The following is a 23,424-nucleotide window of genomic DNA, read 5'->3' on the forward strand; positions in this document are numbered from 1 at the left end:
CAGCATTACAACAGGCGACTGTATGGCGGATATGTCCGTGAAACGGCGGTTTAGTATATGGATTTATCTGCAGTTGGAATGGATACAGAAGGATACAAAACGGCGGCATTGAGACGTACCCGCGCCTCAAGACCGCCCTGTTGCAGATTATGCAGGGTCAAACTTCCCTGCATCTGCCCGGCGAGCTGGGCGGCGATTGCCAGCCCCAAACCGGTACCGCCGGTATCGCGATTACGTGACTGCTCGAGGCGATAGAACGGCTGCAGTACGGCGGTGAGCTCTCCTTCCGGGATGCCGGGGCCGTCATCAACAACGTGAATGATAACATCGCCATTCGGCGGGTAACTCAGGCTGATTTCCACCTTTTCGGCGTATTTCAGCCCATTATCGATTAAGTTACTCATGATCCGCCGCAGCGCCTGCGGCTGAAGCGTCATGACGTCCGCCTCTTTACCGGCACGAAAACTGACCGCTTTACCGATATCGGCATAATCACAGGCGATGCTATCCAGTAACGCATTGAGACTCATCCGCTGCGGCGCTTCTGCCAGCGGTTCGGCCGATCGTGCCAGCGCGATGCCTTCGCGAACCAGTCGGGTCATGCTATCGAGATCCTGTAACAGCTTATCGCGGAGTGCCGGTTGGTCGGCCATCTCGACTCTTAGCTTCATACGGGTAATCGGCGTCTGCAAATCGTGGGAGATCGCCGCCAGGATCCGCGCGCGCTCCTGCAAATGGTCCTGTATTCGCTTTTGCATCGCGTTGAAGGCGCGCGCCGCGCGCTGCACCTCTTGTGGTCCCTTCTCGGCCAGCGGCCCTGTAGCCGGAGTAGCCGGTTGCAGCGTATCAATGGCGCGGGTAAAGCGGGTCATCGGCGCGACCACCTGGCGGACGGCGTACCAAGCGCAAAATAGCAGTAACAGAAACTGCGCGACCAGCACCAGCGGTAGCCAACGTGCGATGGCCGGCAGCTTTGGCCACAGGTCAATGCTTAGCGGCGCGCCGTCGCGCAGGGTCACGTGGGCCTGAATATGTTCGCGCGGTCCAGGGACGGCGATAATACTCACAGGATAGCGACCGCTCAGGGCTTCCTGTAACGAGCGTACCGCATCGCGGGTACGCCAGCTGGTGGGATAATCGCCAGTTTGTCCGGCTGAAAGCTGATAGCGGTAGTTACCGCGCGCCAGACGCGCCAACCAATGCGGCCGTTCTTGCGCAGGAAGACGATCAAGGATAGCCACGCTTGTGGCGACATCGTATTCAAGGTTGCCCAGCATGACGCTACGGGCACTGCTCATGCGCTCGTAGAGCAGAAGCGATAGCGTCAGGGCATTAGCGAGCAGCAGAGCGAGAAAAATCATTATCATTAAGCGCGACTGCAATGACGCCGGCCACACTTTCATTATCGCGCCTCGCGGATCGACACCGGCACTGACAGCACGTAACCCTCGCTGCGCACGGTTTTGATATAGGCGGGCTCACGCGCGTCCTCCCGCAGACGCTGACGCAGGCGGCTCACCAACAGATCGATAGACCGTTCAAACAGTTCGGCATCACGCCCCTGGGTAAGATTCAACAACTGATCGCGGTTGAGCACACGTTGAGGATGATCAAGAAACACCCGCAGCAGGCGATATTCCGCCCCGCTTAGCGCCACAATTGTGCCACTCTCGTCCAGTAGATGCCGCGCCGAGGTATCGAGCAGCCAGTCGCCAAAGGCGATAAGCCTGCCGGCTTCGCTGATTTGTAAATTGGGGGGAAGCGCGCGAGCGCGGCGTAAGATGGCTTTGATCCGCGCCATTAGCTCCCGGGCCACGAACGGTTTCACCAGATAATCGTCGGCCCCCATTTCGAGACCAAGTATACGGTCGCTATCTTCGCTACGCGCGGTCAGCATCAGCACCGGGATATCCTGTTGGCCATCATTGCGCAACTGACGACAAAGGGTTAAACCATCATCGCCGGGCAGCATGATATCGAGGACAATCAAATCGATTTGATGGTTTTTAAGTACAGACCACATCGCTTTGCCATTAGCTGCGCCGCTGGCGCGATAGCCCGATTTCTCCAGATACCCGACGATCAGTTCGCGGATATCGCGGTCGTCATCGACAACCAGGATGTGGTCAATACGTTCCAAAGGCGGCTCCTGCGGAAAAATAAGCTCATGAAAAGCATATGCGGCTTTTCCGCAAGCGCAACTCTGCGCTTGCGGCGTGGTGAGGCTTATAAGCGATCGGCATCAATAACCGCCTGAACAAATTCCGCTGGCGCCTCCTGCGGCGGGTTATGTCCCACTGCGCCTTTAAAATCCCGATGCTCATATTTACCGGTGAATTTCGCCCGATAGCTATCCGGCGCCGGATGCGGCGCGCCATTGTTTTCCCCCTCGATGGTAATCGTGGGTACGCTAATCGCCGGCAGTTTCGCGAGTCGCTGTTCGTAGGCCGCATATTTCGCTTCGCCCTGCTCCAACCCCAGGCGCCAGCGGTAGTTGCTGATGGTGACGGCAACGTGATCCGGGTTATCCAGCGCTTTCGCGCTATTGGCGAACGTGGCATCCGTGAATGTCCACCGTGGCGAAGCCTGATGCCAGATAAATTTGGCAAAGTCATGGGTATTTTGCCGGTAGCCCGCCTCGCCGCGCGGGGTGGCAAAGTAGAATTGATACCACCACGACAGTTCCGCCTGCGGCGGTAACGGCTTCTCGCCAATTCGCTGACTGCTAATCAGATAACCGCTCACCGATACCAGCGACTTAACCCGCTGCGGCCAGAGTGCCGCGACGATATCCGCTGTACGCGCGCCCCAGTCAAAGCCGGCGAAATCCGCTTGCTTAATATTTAGCGCATCCATTAGATGCACAATATCCGCCGCCATCGCCGATGGCTGACCGTTACGCGGCGTTTTAGCCGACAGGAAACGGGTGGAGCCGTAGCCGCGCAGATACGGCACGATGACCCGGTAACCCTTCGGCGCCAACGCCGGAGCCACCTGCGCGTAGCTTTGAATATCATACGGCCAGCCGTGCAGCAAAATTACCGCCTGGCCATCGCGTGGCCCCATATCGACATAACCGATATTCAAATCGCCGGCGTTGATTTGTTGCACCTTGTCGAAAGCGCCTGCGTCTTCAGCAGCGCACACGCTGGCAGACCACAGCGTGGAGAGACACAGCGCCGCCGCGCTGACATGACGGATTGCGGATAATCTGTTCATCCTCATTTCACCTTTTATCTGGAAGCGTTAAGCAAGTACGTGAACAGTTAATCAGGCCTGTGTATCCAGCATGTGTGGGATTTATCGTGTTTTTGCATCGCCATGTATGAGGTTTGCCGATTGATACAGTGTGATACAAACGCCAGATTTGGCGATTGTTGCTAAGTTGTGAATTTCCACTTGCCGCAGCGAACAAATCAGTTACCGTGTCAGGCATTTCCAGTACAACCACCAGATGGAGCGCGCTATGGCGATTTTTGATGGTCACAATGACCTGCTGCTCAATTTATGGCTTCACCATCGCGAGGATCCTTCAACCGCTTTCTTTGCCGGGATTGAGAACGGTCATCTCGACTATCCGCGCATGCTGCAAGGCGAATTTGCCGGCGGGCTATTCGCGCTATTCGTGCCACCGCAGGAATATATTGCCCGTATGGCGCCGCAATACGCCAGCCAACGATGGGATCCGATCGATATCCTCTGGCAGCAACTGGCCATCCTGAAGCAACTTGTCGCGCACTCCGCTGGACGCTTGCGATTATGTCTGAGCGCGGCGGATATCGAACGATGCCGCGAGGATAACGTACTGGCAATGGTGGCGCATATTGAGGGCGCCGGAGGTTTTGATGGCGAGGGCGGCGACCTGCAGGCCTTCTATGCCGCCGGGGTCCGCAGCATTGGTCCGTTCTGGAACATTGCAAACCGCTTCGGCAGCGGCGTTAACGGTTCCTTTCCCGGCAGCCCGGACACTGGGCCTGGACTGACAGCGGCAGGTATCGATCTGATTAAGCAGGCCAATGCCTTGAAGATGCAGATTGACGTGTCTCATATGAATGAAAAAGCGTTCTGGGATACCGCCCAACACTCGACGTCACCGCTGGTCGCCACCCACTCGAATGCCCACGCGCTATGCCCGCAGCCGCGTAATCTCACCGATGAACAACTGCGGGCGATTCGCGACAGCGGCGGCGTGGTCGGCGTCAATTTCGGCAACGCTTTCCTGCGCGCCGACGGCAAACGCGACAGCGACACCCCATTAGCTACCATCGTTCACCATATCGACTATCTTATTAACATTATCGGCGACGATCACGTGGCGTTGGGGTCCGATTTTGACGGCATCACCCTGCCGGACGAATTGGGCGATGTTAGCGGTTTACCACGGCTAATCAACGCGTTGCGCCATAGCGGTTATGAACAATTGGTGCTGGATAAACTGCTTTGGGGCAACTGGCAAAAGGTATTAAAAAATGTTTGGCAACAATAGGTTATATTGTAAACATAAGGTTAAATGCTTACATGTTGCCGGTTGACCTTTGTCTCCCTGAGGGGCAATATTTGATGGCCATCACAAAACCGACACAACCGAAGACGTTGATGTCGCATTTTTATAGAGGAAAAAACGATGTGGAAGAAACCTGCTTTTATTGATTTACGTCTGGGTCTGGAAGTGACGCTGTACATTTCCAACCGCTAATCGCTCCGCCCGCCGTCCGTGCGGGCATTTTGTTTTTTATCTGGTCCGTCTTCATGTTTATAAAAGTCCTCGGTTCCGCCGCTGGCGGAGGTTTTCCGCAGTGGAATTGTAACTGCGCCAACTGTCAGGGGCTGCGCAATGGCACAATTCAGGCCACCGCCCGCACCCAGTCTTCCATTATCGTTAGCGATAACGGCAAAGAGTGGGTGCTGTGTAACGCCTCTCCGGATATCAGCCAGCAAATTGCCCACACGCCAGAGTTAAACAAACAAGGCGTACTGCGCGGCACGCATATTGGCGGCATTATCCTTACCGATAGCCAGATTGACCATACTACCGGGCTGCTGAGCCTACGCGAAGGGTGTCCCCATCAGGTCTGGTGCACGCCGGAGGTACATGAGGATCTCAGCACGGGTTTTCCCATTTTTACTATGTTACGGCACTGGAACGGCGGCCTGATTCACCATCCTGTCACCCCGCTGAATAGTTTTACCGTTGACGCCTGTCCCGATCTGCAGTTTACCGCCGTCCCCATCGCCAGCAATGCGCCGCCCTACTCGCCGTTTCGCGATCGCCCGCTGCCGGGCCATAACGTGGCGCTGTTTATCGAAAACCGCCGTAACGGCCAGACGCTGTTCTATGCGCCGGGGCTTGGCGAACCGGATGAAGCGCTCCTGCCGTGGCTGAAAAAAGCGGACTGCCTGCTGATTGACGGTACCGTCTGGCAGGATGATGAACTACAGGCGGCCGGCGTCGGGCGCAATACCGGTCGTGATATGGGCCACCTGGCGCTTGGCGATGAACACGGCATGATGGCGTTGCTGGCCTCACTCCCGGCAAAGCGCAAAATTCTGATTCATATCAATAACACGAATCCTATCCTTAACGAGCAATCGCCGCAGCGCAAGGCCCTGACGCAACAGGGAATTGAAGTGAGCTGGGACGGGATGCCTATCACGCTTCAGGACTAACTATGCAGATACGCGAAACCCTATCGCCACAAGCGTTTGAACAAGCGCTACGGGAAAAAGGCGCCTACTACCATATCCATCATCCGTACCATATTGCGATGCATAACGGCGAGGCCAGCCGCGAACAAATCCAGGGCTGGGTGGCGAACCGTTTTTACTACCAGACCAATATCCCGCTAAAAGACGCGGCGATTATGGCAAACTGCCCCGATCCACACACCCGACGCAAATGGGTGCAGCGGATCCTCGACCACGATGGCAGTAACGGCCAGGAAGGCGGTATTGAAGCCTGGCTGCAGTTGGGTGAAGCCGTGGGGCTAAGCCGTGATGAGTTACTCAGCGAGCGCCACGTGCTGCCCGGGGTGCGTTTTGCCGTCGACGCCTACGTCAATTTTGCCCGCCGGGCCAACTGGCAGGAAGCGGCGTGCAGTTCGCTGACCGAACTGTTTGCCCCGCAAATTCATCAGTCGCGCCTCGACAGCTGGCCGCAGCACTATCCATGGATCAAAGAAGACGGCTATTTCTACTTCCGCAGCCGCTTAAGCCAGGCCAATCGCGACGTCGAACATGGGCTGGAACTGGCGAAGATCTACTGCGATAGCGCGGAAAAGCAGAACCGGATGCTGGAGATCCTGCAGTTTAAGCTCGACATTCTGTGGTCGATGCTGGATGCCATGACCATGGCCTACGCGTTGCAGCGCCCGCCCTATCATACGGTCACCGACAAGGCGGCCTGGCACACGACCCGACTGGTATAACTATGCAAAAAAGCGCAATCATCGCCTTTCGTCGCGGCTACCGCCTGCAGTGGGAAGCTGCTCAGGATAGCCACGTGATCCTCTATCCGGAAGGAATGGCGAAACTGAATGAGACCGCCGCCGCGATCCTCGAACTGGTCGATGGTCAACGCGACGCGGCAAAAATAATCGCCGAACTCAACGCCCGTTTCCCGGAAGCCGGCGGCGTCGATGACGACGTCATCGAATTCCTGCAGATAGCTTACCAACAGAAGTGGATTATCTTCCGTGAGCCAGAATAAACCCGCCGTTAATCCGCCGCTGTGGCTACTGGCGGAGCTGACCTATCGCTGTCCGTTGCAGTGCCCCTACTGCTCTAACCCGCTGGACTTTGCTCAGCAGGAGAAAGAACTCACCACCGAACAGTGGATTGAGGTCTTTCGCCAGGCGCGGGCCATGGGTAGCGTGCAGATGGGTTTCTCCGGCGGCGAACCGCTGACGCGCAAAGATCTGCCGGAGCTTATCCGCGCCGCGCGCGACCTCGGTTTTTACACCAATCTGATTACGTCAGGCATTGGGCTCACCGAGAGCAAACTCGACGCCTTCAGCGAGGCCGGGCTGGATCATATCCAGATTAGCTTCCAGGCCAGCGATGAAGTGCTTAACGCGGCGCTGGCGGGCAACAAAAAAGCGTTCCAGCAGAAGCTGGCGATGGCGAAAGCGGTAAAAGCTCGCGACTACCCGATGGTGCTGAACTTTGTCCTCCATCGCCACAATATCGACCAGATCGATAAAATCATCGAGCTGTGTATCGAGCTGGAAGCGGATGATGTTGAGCTCGCCACCTGCCAGTTTTACGGCTGGGCGTTCCTCAATCGTCAGGGGTTACTGCCGACCCGCGAACAGATCGCCCGAGCTGAACAGGTCGTTGCTGATTACCGCCATAAAATGGCGGCTAACGGTAATCTGACCAATCTGCTCTTTGTCACCCCGGACTACTACGAAGAACGCCCTAAAGGCTGTATGGGCGGCTGGGGCTCAATATTCCTCAACGTGACCCCGGAAGGCACCGCGCTGCCGTGTCACAGCGCGCGCCAGTTACCGGTCGAGTTCCCGTCGGTGCTGGAGCAGAGCCTGGAATCGATCTGGTATGACTCGTTTGGCTTCAACCGCTACCGCGGCTTCGACTGGATGCCGGAGCCGTGCCGTTCCTGTGATGAAAAAGAGAAAGATTTCGGCGGCTGCCGCTGTCAGGCCTTTATGCTGACCGGCAATGCCGATAACGCTGACCCGGTGTGCAGCAAATCGCCGCACCATCATAAAATCCTCGAAGCGCGGCGCGAAGCGGCCTGTAGCGACATCAAAATCAGCCAGCTGCAGTTCCGTAACCGCACCCGTTCACAGCTGATCTATAAAACCCGGGAATTGTGATGACCACCGCCACCCGCATCGTGGAACTGGCAGGCGGGATTCGCGCAACGCTGGTTCATCAGCCGCAGGCGACGCGTGCTGCGGCGTTGGTTAAGGTGGGTGCCGGAAGCCATCACGAAACCGATGCCCTGCCGGGGCTGGCCCATTTACTGGAACATTTGCTGTTTCGCGGCAGCCAGCGCTATCACGCAGACGAGCGATTAATGGCGTGGATCCAACGCCAGGGCGGCAGCGTCAACGCCACCACCCTTGCCCGCCACAGCGCCTATTTCTTCGAGGTCGCCGCCAGTAGTCTGGCCGAGGGCATCACCCGTCTACGGGATACGCTCCAGGCGCCGCTGCTGTCGCCTGAAGATATCCGTCAGGAACTGGCGGTCATCGATGCGGAAAACCGGCTTATCCAGCAGCACGATCCCTCCCGCCGTGAAGCCGCAGCCCGTCACGCGATGGCGGCGCCCGCGGCTTTTCGCCGTTTTCAGGTCGGCAGCATGGATTCTCTGGGCGGAAACTTGCCTGCGCTGCAGGTTGCGCTCGGCGAGTTTCATCAGCGCTATTATGTCGCCAGCCATCTGCAGCTATGGCTTCAGGGGCCGCTGTCGCTTGATGAATTAGCCGCATTGGCCCATTTTTTTGCCGCGGGATTCCCTGGCGGCCTGCCGCCGGAAAGCCCGCCGTCTGCGTATTTTAGCAACAATGTGGATCTTCAACTGGCCGTTGAAGACCAACCGGCGGTATGGCGTTGTCCGCTCATTGCAGTAAGTGACAACGTCACTACTTTTCGTGAATTCTTACTGGATGAAGCGCCCGGCAGCCTGCTGGCCGGGCTACGTGAATGCGGGCTCGCGGACGATGTCGCGCTGAACTGGCTTTACCAGGATGAACGCGTCGGCTGGCTGGCGCTGGTATTTACCAGCGACCATCCCGACGCCATCCAGCAGCATCTCGAGCGATGGCTGCAGGCATTGCGCCACACCTCGCCTGAACAGCAGTTGCACTATTACAGGCTGGCGCAGCGGCGTTTTAACGCACTCACCCCGCTCGAACAGTTACGTCAGCGGGCATTGGGTTTTGCGCCCGATTCCCCGCCCATCGACTTTGCCCGTTTCTGCGCCAGCTTGCTGACGGCGCCAGCCTCTTCGCTGGTGTGCCGCAAAATAGCGGCTGGCGATGGCGTGGCAACCCAGGGCTTTACCTTGCCGCTCGGCCGCAGGCAGCCACGGACAGTCGTGATTGATCCGCTGGCATTTAGCTTCTATCCGCAGGCGGCGACCGCGGCAGCGCCTGACCTGCCGCCAACGACCAGCCCGCTGCTGCATGTCATTGCAGATAATCAAACGCCAACGCTGATCGTTCGCAAGCCATTCTATAGCGTGCTTAGTCAGGCGCAGGGGATGGCGATAAGCCAGCAGCTCCGTCCCTTGCTCGCGCAACTTCGCCATGCTGGCGGCAGCGGCGAGTGGCAAACGGTGGACGGCAACTGGCAGCTTACCCTACAGCTACCGGAATCCGGCGGCGTAGCGGAGCGCGTCGTCACCGCACTTATGCGCCGATTAGCCCAACCCGCGCCGGGGACGACGGTCGCACCTGAAACCATTGCGATTCGCCAGCTACTGCAACAATTACCTGAACATCTGACTATCGCCCCGGCGCAAGAGGGTTGGCTGGCGGCGATGGTGGGCGGCAGCGGCAATCTGGCGCAGCAGGTTGCCCGTCAGTTGACGCTGCTCAATACCCCGATCAACGCCGAGCTTCACTCTTCGGCGGGCTGTCGCCGCGGTATTCAGCGTATTCCCCACGCCAGCTCGGATAACGCGCTACTGGTTTTTATTCCATTGCCCGAGGGGGCATCGCTGGCCGCGCTGCAACTGCTGGCGCTACTTTGCGAGCCGCAATTCTTCCAGCGTCTGCGGGTCGAACAGCAGATTGGCTACGTGGTGAGCTGCCGTTATCAGCGGATCGCCGATCGCGATGGCCTGCTGCTGGCGCTGCAGTCGCCAGATCGTTCCATCAGTAACCTGCTACGCTGCTGTAAAACCTTTCTCCGCCAGTTAACGCTGTGTGGGCAAGCTGAGTTCAGCCAGTTACAACACCAGCTGGCTGAGCAGAACGGTCAGGCGCAGGACGCCAGCGCCACCGCACTCTCCGCCCTGCGCCAGCGCTATCATCTACCGGTAGCCACGCCGCAGAACGTTAACGACCTACAGCTGGACGAGGTCATCACGCTATGGCGTGAGATAACTCGCCGTCGCCGCAGCTGGCGAATCCTGTATAGCGCGCCGACGACGTCCGCCACTTAAGTGGTTACTGCGCATCGGCGCTTTCGACCTGCGGAACGTTACTTTGCGCGCTATCCGCAGCCGGCGCATTCGCCGGGTCGAAGATATGGTCGAGAATCGCACGCGCCGTCGGGCCGGCGACAACGCCATCGCCGCCGCCATTTTCGAGAATGAGCGCCATCGCCACTTTCGGATGCTGATACGGCGCAAACAGGGTATAAAAAATGTGGTCGCGCAGACGTACCGGGATCATTTTGGCATTGTAGGTCTGGTTCTCCTTCAGGCTAAACACCTGCGAGGTGCCGGACTTCGCCGCAATCTGGTACGGCGCGGTATGAAACAGCTTATATCCCGTTCCGTTCGGCAGGTTCGCCATGCCATACATACCATTGCGGACAACCCCCCAGTATGGCGATTTCGGATCGCCGACCTGCGGTAAATTGGCTGGCTGCTGGTACCGTTCGACCTTATTCCCCTGCTTCATTGAGTACAAAAGATGCGGGTTTTGTACCTTGCCGTTGTTGATTAGGGTGGTCAGCGCTTTCACCATCTGGATTGGCGTCGCGATCCAGTAGCCCTGGCCGATACCGACGGAAATCGTATCGCCCTGATACCACGGTTTTTTATGTACCCGCTGTTTCCATTCGCGGCTCGGCAAAACCCCGGCGTATTCTTCATTGAGATCGATGCCGGTCGATTGTCCGTAGCCAAACTTGCTCAACCACTCGTGTATACGATCGATGCCCATCTCAAAAGCGACCTGGTAGAAGAAGGTATCCGCCGACTCTTCAATCGCTTTGGTCACATTCAACATACCATGTCCCGTTTTTAACCAGTCGCGATAGCGGCGCTGAGTACCCGGTAGCGTCCAGGTCGGCGCGCCGAAGAAGGTGGTATTTGGCGTAATCACCCCGGCGGAAAGGGCTGAGAGCGCCATATACGGCTTGACCGTGGAAGCCGGGGGATACAAGCCCTGAGTGACGCGGTTAATCAGCGGGCGATCCTGGTTATCGAGCAGCGATTTGTAAGCCTGGTAGCCAATCCCCTTAACGAAGGGGTTGGGGTCATAGCTGGGGCTGGAGACCATTGCCAGTACGCCGCCGTCGCGCGGGTCGACGGCCACGACCGCGGCGCGCTGGCCCTTCAGGACCGACTCGATGTACTGCTGCAAATGCAGGTCTAGCGTCAGATAGATATTTTTGCCGGCGACCGGCGGGACTTCTTTCAACAGGCGAACGACGCGACCGTGGTTGTCTACCTCGACTTCCTGATAACCGGTGGTGCCATGCAGCTCTTTCTCGTAATAGCCTTCAATCCCCTGTTTACCGATATTGCGATCGGCCGCGTAGTTTTCTGCTTCGCCGTTTTTCGCCAGCCGTTGTAAATCGTTATCGTTAATTTTCGAAACGTAACCGACAACGTGCGCCAGTTCCGCGCCATAGGGATAACTTCGCTGCTGGTAGCTCTCGACGGTGACGCCGGGAAAACGGAATTCGTTGACCGCGAATCGCGCCACTTCCACATCGGTAAGATCGGATTTCAGCGTCACTTCTTTATAGCGGCTATTGTGGTGCATATCGTCGCGGAAACTGGCGATATCATCCGCCGTCAGGTCGACAATCGGGCTTAACGCCTGCAGCAGCGCCGACATATCGGCAATCTTGCTGGGGATCACCTGCAGGCGATACAGGGTGATATTTTGTACCAGCGGAATACCGTTGCGGTCGAAAATCAGCCCCCGGCTTGGCGCGATCGGCAACATTTTAATGTCATTTTGATTGGAGCGGGTCTGATAAAAGTCGTGCTGCTCTACCTGGAGATGGTAGAGATTGAAAATCAACACCCCAAAGCAGACCACCACCAACAGGAAAGCAATAACGGCGCGGCGGATAAACAGCATCTCTTCTGCCGAGTGGTCGCGGATCTCATCTCTCAATAGGGCCATTGGCGGCAATTTACCTGCGTCACTGGAAAGCACAAAAACTAAAGGCGGGGAAGAATAGCTTTATTGACGCATTAGCCCTACTGAAAGGTTGCTAATGAACTGGCAGAAATGTATCAGTATGTTAGAACGTGAGTTGCCTTTCTCAACGAGAGAAAAGCATAAGAACGCGTTGTCAGGCGGTAACGATTATTTTCTGGCCTCAAAAGCGATCTTTACCGCCATTCCGGCAAGTACCGTCGCCATCAGCCAACGCTGAAAGTGTTGCCAGCCCGGTCGCCGCCCAAGAAACAGCGCCACCTGCCCGGCCAGCATAATAATAAGCCCGTTAACCGCCACGCTTATTAGCGCCTGGGTACAGCCTAGTATTAGGGACTGACTCAGCACGCTACCGAGTCCGGGGGTGATAAACTGCGGCAGCAAAGACAAATACAAGATAGCCACTTTAGGATTCGCCAGGCTGGTAAGAAAGCCCATCAGAAACAGCTTACGCCCGCTATCAGCCGGTAAGTCGCGCACCGCGAAAATCGGCCGCCCACCGGGTTTAATCGCCTGCCACGCTAAATAGAGTAAATAAGCCACTCCGCAAATTCGCAACGCGTCGTAGGCATAGGGTACGGCGAAAACCAGCGCGGTTATGCCAAAAGCCGCGCACAGCATATAAAAGAAAAACCCCACCGCAACGCCAGCAAGGGATATAAAGCCGGCGCGTTTTCCCTGGCAAATCGACCGTGAAGTGAGGTACATCATGTTGGGGCCAGGCGTTAACACCAACCCCAACGCCACCGCGGCAAAAGCCGATAATGAAGCTAATTCAGGCATAACTTATCTCCAGATAGGGGTAATGCCCAGGCGCGCGGCGTACTTGACCATGCTCCCCAACAGTATTCTGTCTTTAGCGCCAGTCACATGGTGTCTAAGTATTAGCTTATTCCCGTTCGGTCGACAACCATTTCGCCTTTCCCGGCCGTTTAGAAGGTGCAACTGCTCCTGATACGCCAGACGCGTATATAAAGTACAGTGCTAACGCCAAACACAGCACCGCTGCCAGGCGTTGTGGCGAAAAGGCAATAGCGCTATTTCCCAACCACCCGAAATTATCAATCAGCAAGCTCATCGCGAGTTGACCAAATATTACCGCCACCGTCGCCGTTGCCGTGCCGATTCGCTGTACTGCCAGCACCATGATGACAATATAGGGTACCCCGCAGAACGCGCCAAGCAGTTGCCACTTTGGTACATCCAGTAGCGTCATTGACTGCTGCGGAGCAAAGAAAACGATGAATAAACCGGTCACCAATGCGCCAATGGAAAAGGTCAAAAAGGCGCTACGCAATATTCCGACTTGCGCGCCAAGACGGCCATTCACCGCAGCCTGTACGCTTAGCAATGCGCCGCCAATCAGCGACAAAATAATCATCAACATATTCATATCAGCACCTCAATCAACGGCAATCAGCACTAATGCCGCCACAATGAACAACAGAGCAATAACCCGGCGGCGATCTATTTTTCGCCGCGGGCTACCAAACCAGCCAAAATGATCGATTAACAGACTCTTACATACTTGACCGGCGAGAACACCGGTAATCGTCATTGCGATACCGATCGTCGGAGTAACAATCGTTAATATCAGCACATAACCTGGCCCCAATAGACCACCGGTTAATTGCCAACCGGGGAGCGAAAAAAAAGAGGGACTTTGTCGCGGGCTAAAAAAAAGCATCAGTAAAAACGTTAATGCCGCGCCAATGGCGAAAATACTCATTGTTGCCCATAAATCACCGACCTGACCCGCCAGCGGCCCCAATAGACCTGCCTCTACGGACAGCCCCATTCCGCCGGCAATCACTAAAAAAATCAGCACACGCTGCATGTTAAATACTCTTCAGTTGTTAAGAGCGGAAGAGAATAGAACGGCGCGCTAATGCAAAAAATAGTATAGTTTTGCAAACACCTTTGCAGGATTTGCATTAATGGCCGACGTAGGTAACATCAATCTCCGCGCCCTCCAGCTGTTTATCGCCGTGTATGACAGCCATAGTTTTTCCGTTGTCGCGCGACGTGAAGGCGTGTCCCCTTCTCTGATTTCACGAGTCATCCAGCAACTTGAGGATGCGCTTGGCCAGCAGCTGTTCTACCGCAATACCCGTGCGGTCGTTCCAACGGAGGCCGGAAACCTGTTTGCTGACTATGCCCGCGGGATGACCGAGCAATTCGCTCACGCGCAACGCGAATTACAGGATCGCGCCCAACAACCTGGCGGACTCGTGCGCATCAACGCCCCGGTCTACTTTGGCCAACGGCATATCGCGCCATGGTTAGCGGGACTGGCCGATCGTTATCCCGAGCTGGAGTACGAATTAATCCTGACCGATGACTTTGTCGATCCTCATCGCCAGGCGACTGATATCATTTTTCGCATCAGCGCCCTGCCTGACGCCAGCTATCACGCAAAGGTTTTTGGCGCCCAGCGCTATTACCTCGCCGCAGCGCCTGGTTACCTTTCCCGTTTCGGCGCGCCGCAATCGCCTTCTGAGCTTAATCAACACCGCACGCTGGTGTATCGCGGTTCACAGGGTGCTAACCGTTGGCTTTTTCGCCAGAGGGAAGAAGAGTGGACCCATTACCCGCAAACACCGCGGCTAATCTCAAACAACGCCGATGCCCTTCTCACTTCAGCGATTGGCGGAATGGGCATTGTTTTGTTTCCGGACTGGATGGTGAGCGACGCGCTGGCGCAGGGAACATTAGTAGCGCTGATGAATGACTACAGCGTTGGCATTAACCATTTGCCCTCTTACATTGCCGCGATTTATCCGCATGCTCGTCATCCGTCGCTCAATGTACGCACCGTTATTGATTATTTTACCGACGTTTTCGGCACGCCGCTTTACTGGCAACGCTAATCCTTTCATCGCAGTAAAATTGTCATATCTCAAACAATTAGCGATCCGTTGCGGGTAACGCATCATAACGTTTCCTTTACCGCTGCGTTACGACTATGTTTAAAGGTGTGGTTTTGAATTTCGCCGAGTAAACACACTAACACACTGGTTTTAATTATGTTTGTTGAACGGTAAAAGCTATTAAATCCGTAGACTCATTCAAATATCGCTTATTGGTAGCAGTGTATATCGTAATGGCATTCACAAAAGCAAACGGAGCCTGATATGAGCACGTCAAATGATCCCACTAACAACCCATCCGCAGGGAAATGTCCTTTCCACGCCGGGACGCCGAAGCAAAGCGCCGGCAGCGGTACCGCCAACCGTGACTGGTGGCCCAACCAACTTCGTGTTGACCTGCTGAATCAGCACTCCAATCGTTCTAACCCATTGGGTGAAAACTTCAACTATCGGGAAGAGTTCAAAAAGCTCGACTACTCCGCATTGAAAGCCGACCTTCGCGCGCTGCTGACCGACTCTCAGGAGTGGTGGCCTGCCGATTGGGGCAGCTACATTGGCCTGTTTATTCGTATGGCGTGGCACGGCGCGGGGACTTACCGTACCGTCGATGGCCGCGGCGGCGCGGGTCGCGGTCAGCAGCGCTTCGCCCCGCTTAACTCCTGGCCGGATAACGTCAGCCTTGATAAAGCCCGTCGTCTGCTGTGGCCGGTGAAACAAAAATATGGTCAGAAAATCTCCTGGGCCGACCTGTATATGCTGGCGGGTAACGTGGCATTAGAAAACGCCGGCTTCCGTACCTTCGGTTTCGGCGCAGGGCGTGAAGACGTGTGGGAACCGGACCTCGATGTTGACTGGGGCGATGAAAAAGAGTGGCTGAAACATCGCCACCCGGAAAGCCTGGAAAAACAGGCGCTGGGCGCCACAGAAATGGGTCTCATCTATGTCAACCCGGAAGGCCCTAACGCCAGCGGCGATCCGCTTTCCGCCGCGGCAGCCATTCGTGCGACCTTCGGCAATATGGCGATGGACGATGAAGAAATCGTCGCTCTGATCGCCGGCGGCCATACGCTGGGTAAAACGCACGGCGCCGCACCGGCAAGCCACGTTGGCCCGGAACCGGAAGCCGCCCCGCTGGAATCTCAGGGTCTTGGCTGGAGCAGTACTTACGGCAGCGGTGTAGGCGCGGACGCCATCACCTCGGGTCTGGAAGTCGTATGGACGCAAACCCCGACCCAATGGAGCAACTACTTCTTCGAGAACCTGTTCAAATACGAGTGGGTACAGACGCGTAGCCCGGCGGGCGCTATTCAGTTTGAAGCGAAAGATGCGCCGGAGATTATTCCCGATCCGTTTGATCCGAATAAAAAACGCAAGCCGACCATGCTGGTGACGGACCTGACGCTGCGCTTCGACCCGGAATTCGGCAAAATCTCGCGCCGTTTCCTGAACGATCCGCAGGCCTTTAACGAAGCCTTCGCCCGCGCCTGGTTCAAACTAATTCACCGCGATATGGGGCCAAAATCCCGTTATCTCGGTCCGGAAGTGCCAAAAGAAGATCTGATTTGGCAGGATCCATTACCGGCTCCGACGCATAACCCGACCGCCTCCGACATCGCTACGCTGAAAACGGCCATTGCGGATTCAGGCCTGTCGGTCAGCGAACTGGTCTCCGTGGCCTGGGCTTCCGCCTCAACCTTCCGCGGCGGTGATAAACGCGGCGGCGCTAACGGCGCGCGTCTGGCCCTGCTGCCACAGAGAGAATGGCCGGTCAACGCCATTGCCAGCAAAGTGCTGCCAACGCTAAAGGCCATCCAGAAAGCATCGGGTAAAGCGTCGCTGGCGGATATCATTGTTCTGGCGGGCGTCGTGGGGGTTGAGCAGGCCGCAGCGGCTGCCGGCGTTCAAGTAAACGTGCCGTTTGCGCCGGGTCGCGTTGATGCGCGCCAGGATCAGACCGATGTTGAAGCAATGGATCTGCTGCAGCCGCTGGCCGACGGTTTCCGTAATTACCGTCGCATCGAAGGCGGCGTATCAACGGAAACCCTGCTTATCGATAAAGCGCAGCAGCTAACCCTGACGGCGCCGGAAATGACGGCGCTGGTCGGCGGCCTGCGCGTGCTGGGCGCTAACTTCGATGGCAGCCAACATGGCGTCTTCACCGATCGCGTCGGCGTCCTCAGCACTGACTTCTTCGTCAACCTGCTGGATATGGGCACCGTATGGAAAGCCGCGGATGAACAGGCTGAGCTGTTTACCGGTCACGACCGTAAGAGCGGCGAAGAGAAATATACCGCCACTCGCGTCGATCTGGTGTTCGGTTCTAACTCGGTCCTGCGCGCGCTGGCCGAAGTCTATGCCTGTGCCGATGCGCAACAGAAATTCGTTACTGATTTCGTTGCCGCATGGACCAAGGTAATGAATCTGGATCGTTTCGATCTGTAATTCCCCTGCCCGCCGGTGAACAACCGGCGGCAGGTTACTCTGTTAAAGCGCCGCTCATTATCGAGTGGCGCTTTTTTATGCTTCCCGAGCGAGCTGCTGTAACCGACTGTAGGTGCGTTGAATATCATCCAGCTCCACATCCGCCACCAGTGTTTCCAGCCCGCAATCGGTAATTAAAATTAAGCGGCACTGTTTTTCATACAAAATATCCACCACGTTGATAAAGCGCTGCTGTGCCGCAGGGCTAACTCGCGCCAACGGTGGAACCTTCTCGACGAGCCAGTTCTGGTGTTGCTCACATAGCGTCAGGTAATCCATGACCGAGGTAGGCGCAAGGCAGAGCTGGTCGAAAGTGAAATGCAGAAAGGTACCTTGCGGCGATGCCGTTTGCAGGGTTCGATAACCTACTTGCAGAGCCTGCGCCTGCGCGGCAATAGCCGGCAAACCGAGCGCCGCGCGAGTACTGGGGGTTGGCTGCACCAACAGTTTTCCCTGGCAGAAATCATTCTCCAGCGAGGCATGTCGCTCGCGGTAATCCTGTTCGCCGTTGAGCGCCGTTACCGTCATATGACGTTTAATGAGGTTAATGGAAGGCAAAAAACGTTCGTGATAGAGCGGATTCGCCAGCAAACGGTCGGGGGGATAATTGGAGGTCGCTAATAAGACGATATTTCGCGCGAACAAATGCTCCAGTAGCACCTTTATCAACATCGCATCAGCCGGGTCATGAAGATGAAACTCATCAAAACAGAGCAGACGACAGTTGTCGGTCATTTGCGCGACGACCTCTTGCAACCGCGGCGCCGAAGGGGCGTTCAGCCGCTGATGGAGTTCGCGGAAAAAGTGATGAAAATGCACCCGCCGCTTTTCACGCAGCGGCAAGCTGGCAAAGAAACTATCGAGAATAAAGCTCTTCCCACGCCCGGTTCGCCCCCAGACGTACAATCCTTGTATTGCCGTTTGCTGCCGGAATAACTGATGGCTCAGCGTTTGCAAGTTGGCGACCAACGCGAGCTGGTCGGCATCAAGGGTGAGATTTTCTTTTGCCGCCCGTTGAGCCATCACGGCGCTAAAACAGAAATCAGCGTACTGTGGCATGGGATTCACTAGCGCTATTTTTATTGAGAATGGTCGCCATGACGTTGTCAAAATGCGGCAGATCCTTAGCCACGGTAAATGCGGGATTCATCGCTTTACGGCCAATCAGACCATCGATGAATGCAAAGATGGTGAGCGTTGCTTCTTCGACGTTAACGTGTGGGCTGAGCTCGCCAGCGGCAATTCCTTGAGCAATAATCTGTGCCATTCCGTCGCGCATGATCCTGTCGCTATTGACGAAAATCTGCCGCAGCGCCGGCTTTCTTGCCGATTCCGCAATAATTTCCACCCATAGCTGGTGCGAAGAGGGATACCCCACTTCTTCTATACAGGAAACGGCTAAGGCGCAAATCTGCGCAAAATGGGAACCTTCGAAGCGCTCCTGATGCTTAGCTAATGCCGATTTTTGCTCTTCAAGGATAATCGCCTCAATGAGTTCATCTTTGCCTTTGAAGTAGGTGTACATCGCGCCGAGGCTAATACCTGCGCGCAGTGCAATTTCGCGCACGCTGGTTCCATTAAATCCTTTTTCGGCAAAGCACGCCGCCGCGGCGACAATCAGCTTATGGTACGTTTCTGAATTATTTAACATTTCAACTACCTCCGGCGATGGGCAATTCTACCTGCTTCAAGCGCTTTTTGGCTAGCAGCCTAATGTTAGGGTAAATAACCCGTTTTTACTTGCCATCACCGACAGTGCGCCTCATTATTAATGAATGAACGTTCGTTCATTTGTGATGATAAATATGAGGAGAACCATGATGCCAAATACCCAATCCAGTCTGCGTTTGCTTTTTCCGCAATGGCAAGGCGGCAACAATCCGCCCTACTTCTTCGGCTCCCGGATGCTGTCCTGGCTGGCGCCTCCTGCGCAAGGCGTTGTCGAGGAGGTCTGTGTCCCCGAACCAGGACACGCTCAACTGGCAAATGAAGATGGAATTGTCGGCCGCCGGGCGATCGTTGAACAGTTGCTTGATGCACAAGACAAAATCACTCGAAATCAGCCAGAGACCATTGTCACCTTAGGGGGCGATTGCCTGGTCTCCCTGGCTCCTTTCGCCTGGCTTGTGGAAAAATATGGCGATAAATTGGGGGTATTATGGATTGATTCTCACCCGGACGTTATGACGCCAGAGCAGTTCCCACATGCTCATGCCCACGTTCTTGGGGCGTTAATGGGCAATGGCGACGCGGAATTAACCCAGGTGGTCAGAAAGCCATTATCACCAGGCAAAGCGCTCATTGCCGGGATCCATAGCCCGCTCGATGTCGAAAAACAGTTTATTAGTGAACGCGGCATCGCCACCTTAAGCCCATCAGAGCTGCGTCAGAATCCGCAGGCGATTGACGAGTGGATAGCGCGTGAACGTATTGAGTACCTGGCCATCCATCTCGATCTTGATGTCCTCGACCCGGCCCTGTTTCGAGCAGTGCTATTTGCTCGTCCGGGGCGCGGCGTACACGATTTTGGCGATGTCGCCGAAGGGAAACTGACGATTGCCGAAGTGGTTAATCTTATCAATCAAGCCGCCGCTCAGGCCAAACCGGTCGGCCTCACCGTCGCCGAACACCTGCCCTGGGATACCTTAAACCTGAAGAATATGCTCGAAGCTCTACCATTATTGAGTTAATCGACGTGTTCCCCGTGGTGGAAAGTACCATTTGCCATGTTGCAGGAATACCGCAGGGACTTTAGGCCCGGAGCGGTAACGCCCCGGGCCTTAAACTACCTAATCCAGACGGTGAGTAAGACTATCACCACCATCATCAACACGGCCTGGAGAAAGATTGGGTCTAACGACGTTTTGCGCATAGTCCCCCCGCTAGTCAAAGATTTGCCGTATCGCCAGCGCCAGTACCAGCAAACCGGCCAGTAAAAACATCCAGGCGATGAGATCCTCCGGTGAACGATTCATCGTCATCCTCCTTTTTGTCATCAGAACCACTGGCCAAAGCGCTTGATATAGAAACGTTTCATACCCTGCGCCACCAGGCAGTAGCTCAGCAACGTGGCAACGAGCCACGGGAAATAACTCAGCGGCAGCGGCTCAAGCCCCACCATGGCGCCAAGCGGCGAGAACGGGATATAGATGCCGATGGCCATAATGGCGGCGGTGGTGAGCAAAACCGGCAGCGTCGCGCGGCTCTGAATGAACGGAATTTTCTGCGTTCTCAACATATGCACCACCAGCGTCTGCGACAGCAGCCCTTCGATAAACCAGCCGGACTGGAACAAGGCCTGCGCTTCCACATGATTGGCGGCGAAGACGTACCACATCAGAGCAAAGGTGGTGATATCGAATATCGACGACGTGGGGCCAATCCACAGCATAAAGCGGCCAATGTTCTTCGCATCCCACTTGCGCGGCTTACGCAAAAACTCCTTATCCATTTTGTCCCACGGCAGCGACAGCTGTGAGATGTCGTACATCAGATTCTGAATCAACAGATGAATCGCCAGCATCGGCAGGAACGGGATAAAGGCGCTGGCGACTAATACCGAAAACACGTTGCCGAAGTTGGAGCTGGCGGTCATGTTCAGGTACTTAATAATGTTGCCAAAGGTCTCGCGTCCTTTAATAACCCCCTCTTCCAGCACCATCAGGTCTTTTTCCAGCAGAATAATATCCGAGGACTCCTTCGCGATATCCGCCGCGCTATCGACAGAAATACCCACATCGGCATCGCGCAGCGCCGGGGCGTCGTTAATGCCATCGCCCAGAAAACCTACGGTATGGCCATTTTTCTGTAGCATCTGCAGAATGCGCGACTTCTGCAGCGGCGTCAGTTTGGCGAACACCGCGCGTTTCTCGACCTCCTGCTGAAGCTGGCGGTCAGTCATTGACTCAACCTGTTGGCCGGTGAGTATGTCGTGCGCATCAATGCCCACTTCAAGACAAATCCGCGCCGTTACAACCGGGTTATCACCGGTAAGTACCTTGACCGCGACACCGTTATCACGCAGTGCGGTAATGGCTTTGCCCGCGCTTTCCTTCGGCGGGTCGAGGAACGTCAACATGCCCTCGACGGTGAGCCCCTGTTCATCAGCGGCGGTGAGCGGCACATTTAGCGCGGTATCATCCAGCTTGCGGGTAGCGACCAGCAATACCCGAAAACCCTGAGCGTTATAATCTTCGGTTTTCGTCAGCAATAGTTCCCGGCGCAGCGCGTCCAGTTCAACGATCTTGTCGCCCTCACGAATATGGGTCGCGGCTTCGAGCATCTCTTCAACCGCCCCTTTACAAATCAGGCTTTTATCGCCATAGCGGCTGTCTTCCACCGAGACCGATACGCGGCGGCGTACAAAATCGAACGGCAATTCATCGAGCTTCACGAAACGCTCTTTTTCCGCCGGCGCCAGCCGCCCTTCCCCATAGCGTAACACGGCTCTGTCCATCAGATTACGCGCTCCGCTTTGGCTGCTGCTATTCAGCCACGCCAGCATTAATACTCGATTGCTTTCCGCGCCGCCAACGTCGAGATGATGCTCAAGGATGATATTGTCCTGGGTCAGGGTGCCTGTTTTATCCGTACACAGCACATCCATTGCGCCAAAGTTTTGAATGGCATTGAGACGCTTAACGATCACCTTACGCCGCGACATGGCAATCGCGCCCTTCGCGAGGTTCGAACTGACGATCATGGGTAACATCTCCGGCGTTAAACCGACCGCCACCGCCAGGGCGAAAAGCGAGGCTTCTACCCAATCGCCTTTACTGAAACCGTTAATCAACAACACGATCGGTACCATGATCAGCATGAAGCGGATTAACAACCAGCTGACGCTATTCACCCCGCGATCGAAGGCGGTTTGCGTGCGGGTGCCGACAATCGATTTTGCCAGCGAGCCAAACCAGGTCCGGTCGCCGGTCGCCACCACCACCGCCCGCGCCCTGCCGCTGGTGACGTTCGTCCCCATCAGACAGATATTGCCCATCTCTAAGAGACTTTTATTTTTATCCGGCGTCGGTAGACGGTCGCTGCATTTTCCCGACACGCTGGCCATCAGATCATATTTTTCTACCGGTAGTGATTCACCGCTAAGAATGGACTGACTGACAAAGAGGTCCCGTGATTCCAGCAGACGAACATCTGCCGGCACCAGATCGCCTGCGGCAAGGAAAATAATATCGCCCGGCACCAGCTCTTCAATGGGTATTTCCTCCTGGCTGGGGCCAATATTGCCCGGCCCGCGGCGCAGTACCGTTGCGGTGGTACGGACCATGGATTTCAGCGCCTGCGCGGCTTTATTGGTCCTGAATTCCTGCCAGAAGCGTAATAGACCACTCAGGCTCACCATCGTCAGGATAATAATAACGCCGGTGAGGTCTGTCTCTTCACCGTTTCGTAGCGGTAGCCAGTAATCGGTAATAAAACTGACTGCCGCCAGCGCCATCAGTACGTAAATAAACGGGTTATTAAATGCCTGCAGTAATTGAATATAAAACGGCGGCACACTTTCGCGTGCCACTTCGTTGCGACCATAGTCGTCCAGCCGTTCCAGTGCATCGGCGGTCGTTAGTCCCTGCCGACTGCTATTTAAACGTGCCAACGTATGGTCCGGACTATTAAAGGCCTCCGTTTCAATCGCAAAGCTCTTTTTATGCTGCTTATCATTTTCTGACGCAGACCGGTTGGTATTCCGGTTTTCTACTTTCATGTCAGTCATGATTCATCCCCAAATTTAGATGTGGTAATCCCTGCATAAATAAATCATGCATAGTTAGATGTTATTTTTTACACTCACAAATTGCGTGTAGTAGATATTCCTGCGTAGATTGCTTAACCGCAGTGAGATAGCCTTAATGGCCTTTGTGAGCGTGTGTTACCGCGTAAAAGGCGGAGGGAACAGGGCGTAGAAAAATAATAGCATGATGAATTACCTCGCAAAAAAGCGAATTCCAGTTCTCAGGAGGCAATCA

22 protein-coding genes and 1 riboswitch are annotated in these 23,424 nt (G+C 55.6%); of the genes, 10 read left to right on the forward strand and 12 right to left on the reverse strand.

Annotated features, from left to right (window positions below):
• Positions 1-50 precede the first annotated feature (50 nt).
• The 3 genes from EAE_RS19805 to EAE_RS19815 form a co-directional block, all read right to left on the reverse strand.
• Entirely contained in the window at positions 51-1,403 is a 1,353-nt protein-coding gene (locus tag EAE_RS19805) for an ATP-binding protein (protein ID WP_015705477.1), read from the reverse strand.
• Positions 1,403-2,140, reverse strand: coding sequence for a response regulator (locus tag EAE_RS19810; RefSeq protein WP_015705478.1), 738 nt, complete (start codon positions 2,138-2,140; stop codon positions 1,403-1,405). The genes EAE_RS19805 and EAE_RS19810 overlap by 1 nt, the downstream gene beginning before the upstream one ends.
• Before the next feature lie 86 nt (positions 2,141-2,226).
• A complete protein-coding gene (locus tag EAE_RS19815; RefSeq protein ID WP_015705479.1) occupies positions 2,227-3,219 on the reverse strand; it encodes an alpha/beta fold hydrolase in 993 nt (330 codons plus the stop codon).
• 247 nt (positions 3,220-3,466) lie between these two features.
• Here EAE_RS19815 and EAE_RS19820 point away from each other — a divergent pair, with 247 nt between their 5' ends.
• The 7 genes from EAE_RS19820 to pqqF all read left to right on the forward strand — a co-directional run bounded on the left by EAE_RS19820 (position 3,467) and on the right by pqqF (position 10,132).
• The gene (locus tag EAE_RS19820) at positions 3,467-4,486 is read left to right on the forward strand and encodes a dipeptidase (RefSeq protein ID WP_015366530.1); all 1,020 of its coding nucleotides are present in this window, start codon (positions 3,467-3,469) and stop codon (positions 4,484-4,486) included.
• 138 nt (positions 4,487-4,624) lie between these two features.
• Positions 4,625-4,696: a pyrroloquinoline quinone precursor peptide PqqA gene (gene pqqA / locus EAE_RS19825; protein WP_002905689.1), complete on the forward strand. Its 72-nt coding sequence runs from the start codon at positions 4,625-4,627 to the stop codon at positions 4,694-4,696.
• Positions 4,697-4,749: 53 nt separating this feature from the next.
• The gene (gene pqqB / locus EAE_RS19830) at positions 4,750-5,667 is read left to right on the forward strand and encodes a pyrroloquinoline quinone biosynthesis protein PqqB (protein WP_015366528.1); all 918 of its coding nucleotides are present in this window, start codon (positions 4,750-4,752) and stop codon (positions 5,665-5,667) included.
• Positions 5,668-5,669: 2 nt separating this feature from the next.
• Entirely contained in the window at positions 5,670-6,425 is a 756-nt protein-coding gene (gene pqqC / locus EAE_RS19835; protein WP_015705480.1) for a pyrroloquinoline-quinone synthase PqqC, read from the forward strand.
• 2 nt (positions 6,426-6,427) lie between these two features.
• Positions 6,428-6,706, forward strand: a complete 279-nt coding sequence (gene pqqD, locus EAE_RS19840; RefSeq protein WP_015366526.1) for a pyrroloquinoline quinone biosynthesis peptide chaperone PqqD — start codon at positions 6,428-6,430, stop codon at positions 6,704-6,706.
• Positions 6,693-7,835 (forward strand): pyrroloquinoline quinone biosynthesis protein PqqE, encoded by a 1,143-nt coding sequence (gene pqqE / locus EAE_RS19845; RefSeq protein ID WP_015705481.1) that lies wholly within the window; start codon positions 6,693-6,695, stop codon positions 7,833-7,835. Before pqqD ends, pqqE begins: the two co-directional genes overlap by 14 nt.
• The gene (pqqF, locus tag EAE_RS19850) at positions 7,835-10,132 is read left to right on the forward strand and encodes a pyrroloquinoline quinone biosynthesis protein PqqF (RefSeq protein WP_015705482.1); all 2,298 of its coding nucleotides are present in this window, start codon (positions 7,835-7,837) and stop codon (positions 10,130-10,132) included. Before pqqE ends, pqqF begins: the two co-directional genes overlap by 1 nt.
• Positions 10,133-10,136: 4 nt before the next feature.
• On the opposite strand, the gene mrdA is transcribed toward pqqF, so the two are convergent.
• The 4 genes from mrdA to EAE_RS19870 all read right to left on the reverse strand — a co-directional run bounded on the left by mrdA (position 10,137) and on the right by EAE_RS19870 (position 13,929).
• Positions 10,137-12,056, reverse strand: coding sequence for a penicillin-binding protein 2 (gene mrdA, locus EAE_RS19855; protein WP_032711686.1), 1,920 nt, complete (start codon positions 12,054-12,056; stop codon positions 10,137-10,139).
• Positions 12,057-12,242: 186 nt separating this feature from the next.
• Positions 12,243-12,875 carry a LysE family translocator gene (locus tag EAE_RS19860; protein ID WP_015366522.1) on the reverse strand — a complete coding sequence of 211 codons (633 nt, stop codon included), beginning with the start codon at positions 12,873-12,875 and terminating at the stop codon, positions 12,243-12,245.
• 17 nt (positions 12,876-12,892) lie between these two features.
• Positions 12,893-12,972, reverse strand: a riboswitch (ZMP/ZTP riboswitch).
• Between the two features lie 9 nt (positions 12,973-12,981).
• On the reverse strand, positions 12,982-13,485 hold the full coding sequence (locus tag EAE_RS19865) for a DMT family transporter (protein WP_015705484.1): 504 nt from the start codon (positions 13,483-13,485) through the stop codon (positions 12,982-12,984).
• Positions 13,486-13,494: 9 nt separating this feature from the next.
• Positions 13,495-13,929: a DMT family transporter gene (locus EAE_RS19870; RefSeq protein WP_015705485.1), complete on the reverse strand. Its 435-nt coding sequence runs from the start codon at positions 13,927-13,929 to the stop codon at positions 13,495-13,497.
• 100 nt (positions 13,930-14,029) lie between these two features.
• Here EAE_RS19870 and EAE_RS19875 point away from each other — a divergent pair, with 100 nt between their 5' ends.
• Both EAE_RS19875 and katG read left to right on the forward strand, forming a co-directional pair.
• A complete protein-coding gene (locus EAE_RS19875; RefSeq protein ID WP_015705486.1) occupies positions 14,030-14,962 on the forward strand; it encodes a LysR family transcriptional regulator in 933 nt (310 codons plus the stop codon).
• A 264-nt stretch (positions 14,963-15,226) separates the two neighbouring features.
• The gene (gene katG, locus EAE_RS19880; RefSeq protein WP_015705487.1) at positions 15,227-17,404 is read left to right on the forward strand and encodes a catalase/peroxidase HPI; all 2,178 of its coding nucleotides are present in this window, start codon (positions 15,227-15,229) and stop codon (positions 17,402-17,404) included.
• Between the two features lie 75 nt (positions 17,405-17,479).
• Here the strand turns inward: katG and zapE are convergent, their stop codons facing one another.
• Entirely contained in the window at positions 17,480-18,502 is a 1,023-nt protein-coding gene (gene zapE, locus EAE_RS19885; protein ID WP_015366517.1) for a cell division protein ZapE, read from the reverse strand.
• A complete protein-coding gene (locus EAE_RS19890; RefSeq protein ID WP_015366516.1) occupies positions 18,486-19,094 on the reverse strand; it encodes a TetR/AcrR family transcriptional regulator in 609 nt (202 codons plus the stop codon). Before EAE_RS19890 ends, zapE begins: the two co-directional genes overlap by 17 nt.
• A gap of 169 nt (positions 19,095-19,263) precedes the next feature.
• Here EAE_RS19890 and EAE_RS19895 point away from each other — a divergent pair, with 169 nt between their 5' ends.
• Complete coding sequence (locus EAE_RS19895) at positions 19,264-20,133, forward strand: arginase family protein (protein WP_015705488.1); 870 nt, start codon at positions 19,264-19,266, stop codon at positions 20,131-20,133.
• Positions 20,134-20,228: 95 nt separating this feature from the next.
• Here the strand turns inward: EAE_RS19895 and mgtU are convergent, their stop codons facing one another.
• From mgtU to mgtA, 3 genes are read right to left on the reverse strand one after another with little or no spacing between them, the layout of a single operon-like run.
• Positions 20,229-20,315 carry a magnesium transporter protection protein MgtU gene (gene mgtU / locus EAE_RS25430; RefSeq protein WP_251009860.1) on the reverse strand — a complete coding sequence of 29 codons (87 nt, stop codon included), beginning with the start codon at positions 20,313-20,315 and terminating at the stop codon, positions 20,229-20,231.
• Between the two features lie 10 nt (positions 20,316-20,325).
• Positions 20,326-20,418, reverse strand: coding sequence for a protein MgtR (mgtR, locus tag EAE_RS19900; protein WP_015705489.1), 93 nt, complete (start codon positions 20,416-20,418; stop codon positions 20,326-20,328).
• A gap of 20 nt (positions 20,419-20,438) precedes the next feature.
• Positions 20,439-23,171, reverse strand: coding sequence for a magnesium-translocating P-type ATPase (mgtA, locus tag EAE_RS19905; RefSeq protein WP_015705490.1), 2,733 nt, complete (start codon positions 23,169-23,171; stop codon positions 20,439-20,441).
• Positions 23,172-23,424 lie beyond the last annotated feature (253 nt).

The sequence above is a fragment of the Klebsiella aerogenes KCTC 2190 genome, from assembly GCF_000215745.1.
GTDB classification, from domain to species: domain Bacteria; phylum Pseudomonadota; class Gammaproteobacteria; order Enterobacterales; family Enterobacteriaceae; genus Klebsiella; species Klebsiella aerogenes.

Coding starts and splice junctions, on each gene's coding strand:
- EAE_RS19805 (WP_015705477.1), bottom strand. CDS start 1,403: ATGAAAGTGTGGCCGGCGTCATTGCAGTCGCGCTTAATGATAATGATT.
- EAE_RS19815 (WP_015705479.1), bottom strand. CDS start 3,219: ATGAACAGATTATCCGCAATCCGTCATGTCAGCGCGGCGGCGCTGTGT.
- EAE_RS19820 (WP_015366530.1), top strand. CDS start 3,467: ATGGCGATTTTTGATGGTCACAATGACCTGCTGCTCAATTTATGGCTT.
- pqqB (WP_015366528.1), top strand. CDS start 4,750: ATGTTTATAAAAGTCCTCGGTTCCGCCGCTGGCGGAGGTTTTCCGCAG.
- pqqC (WP_015705480.1), top strand. CDS start 5,670: ATGCAGATACGCGAAACCCTATCGCCACAAGCGTTTGAACAAGCGCTA.
- pqqD (WP_015366526.1), top strand. CDS start 6,428: ATGCAAAAAAGCGCAATCATCGCCTTTCGTCGCGGCTACCGCCTGCAG.
- pqqF (WP_015705482.1), top strand. CDS start 7,835: ATGACCACCGCCACCCGCATCGTGGAACTGGCAGGCGGGATTCGCGCA.
- mrdA (WP_032711686.1), bottom strand. CDS start 12,056: ATGGCCCTATTGAGAGATGAGATCCGCGACCACTCGGCAGAAGAGATG.
- EAE_RS19860 (WP_015366522.1), bottom strand. CDS start 12,875: ATGCCTGAATTAGCTTCATTATCGGCTTTTGCCGCGGTGGCGTTGGGG.
- EAE_RS19865 (WP_015705484.1), bottom strand. CDS start 13,485: ATGAATATGTTGATGATTATTTTGTCGCTGATTGGCGGCGCATTGCTA.
- EAE_RS19870 (WP_015705485.1), bottom strand. CDS start 13,929: ATGCAGCGTGTGCTGATTTTTTTAGTGATTGCCGGCGGAATGGGGCTG.
- EAE_RS19875 (WP_015705486.1), top strand. CDS start 14,030: ATGGCCGACGTAGGTAACATCAATCTCCGCGCCCTCCAGCTGTTTATC.
- katG (WP_015705487.1), top strand. CDS start 15,227: ATGAGCACGTCAAATGATCCCACTAACAACCCATCCGCAGGGAAATGT.
- zapE (WP_015366517.1), bottom strand. CDS start 18,502: ATGCCACAGTACGCTGATTTCTGTTTTAGCGCCGTGATGGCTCAACGG.
- EAE_RS19890 (WP_015366516.1), bottom strand. CDS start 19,094: ATGTTAAATAATTCAGAAACGTACCATAAGCTGATTGTCGCCGCGGCG.
- EAE_RS19895 (WP_015705488.1), top strand. CDS start 19,264: ATGCCAAATACCCAATCCAGTCTGCGTTTGCTTTTTCCGCAATGGCAA.
- mgtU (WP_251009860.1), bottom strand. CDS start 20,315: ATGCGCAAAACGTCGTTAGACCCAATCTTTCTCCAGGCCGTGTTGATG.
- mgtR (WP_015705489.1), bottom strand. CDS start 20,418: ATGAATCGTTCACCGGAGGATCTCATCGCCTGGATGTTTTTACTGGCC.
- mgtA (WP_015705490.1), bottom strand. CDS start 23,171: ATGACTGACATGAAAGTAGAAAACCGGAATACCAACCGGTCTGCGTCA.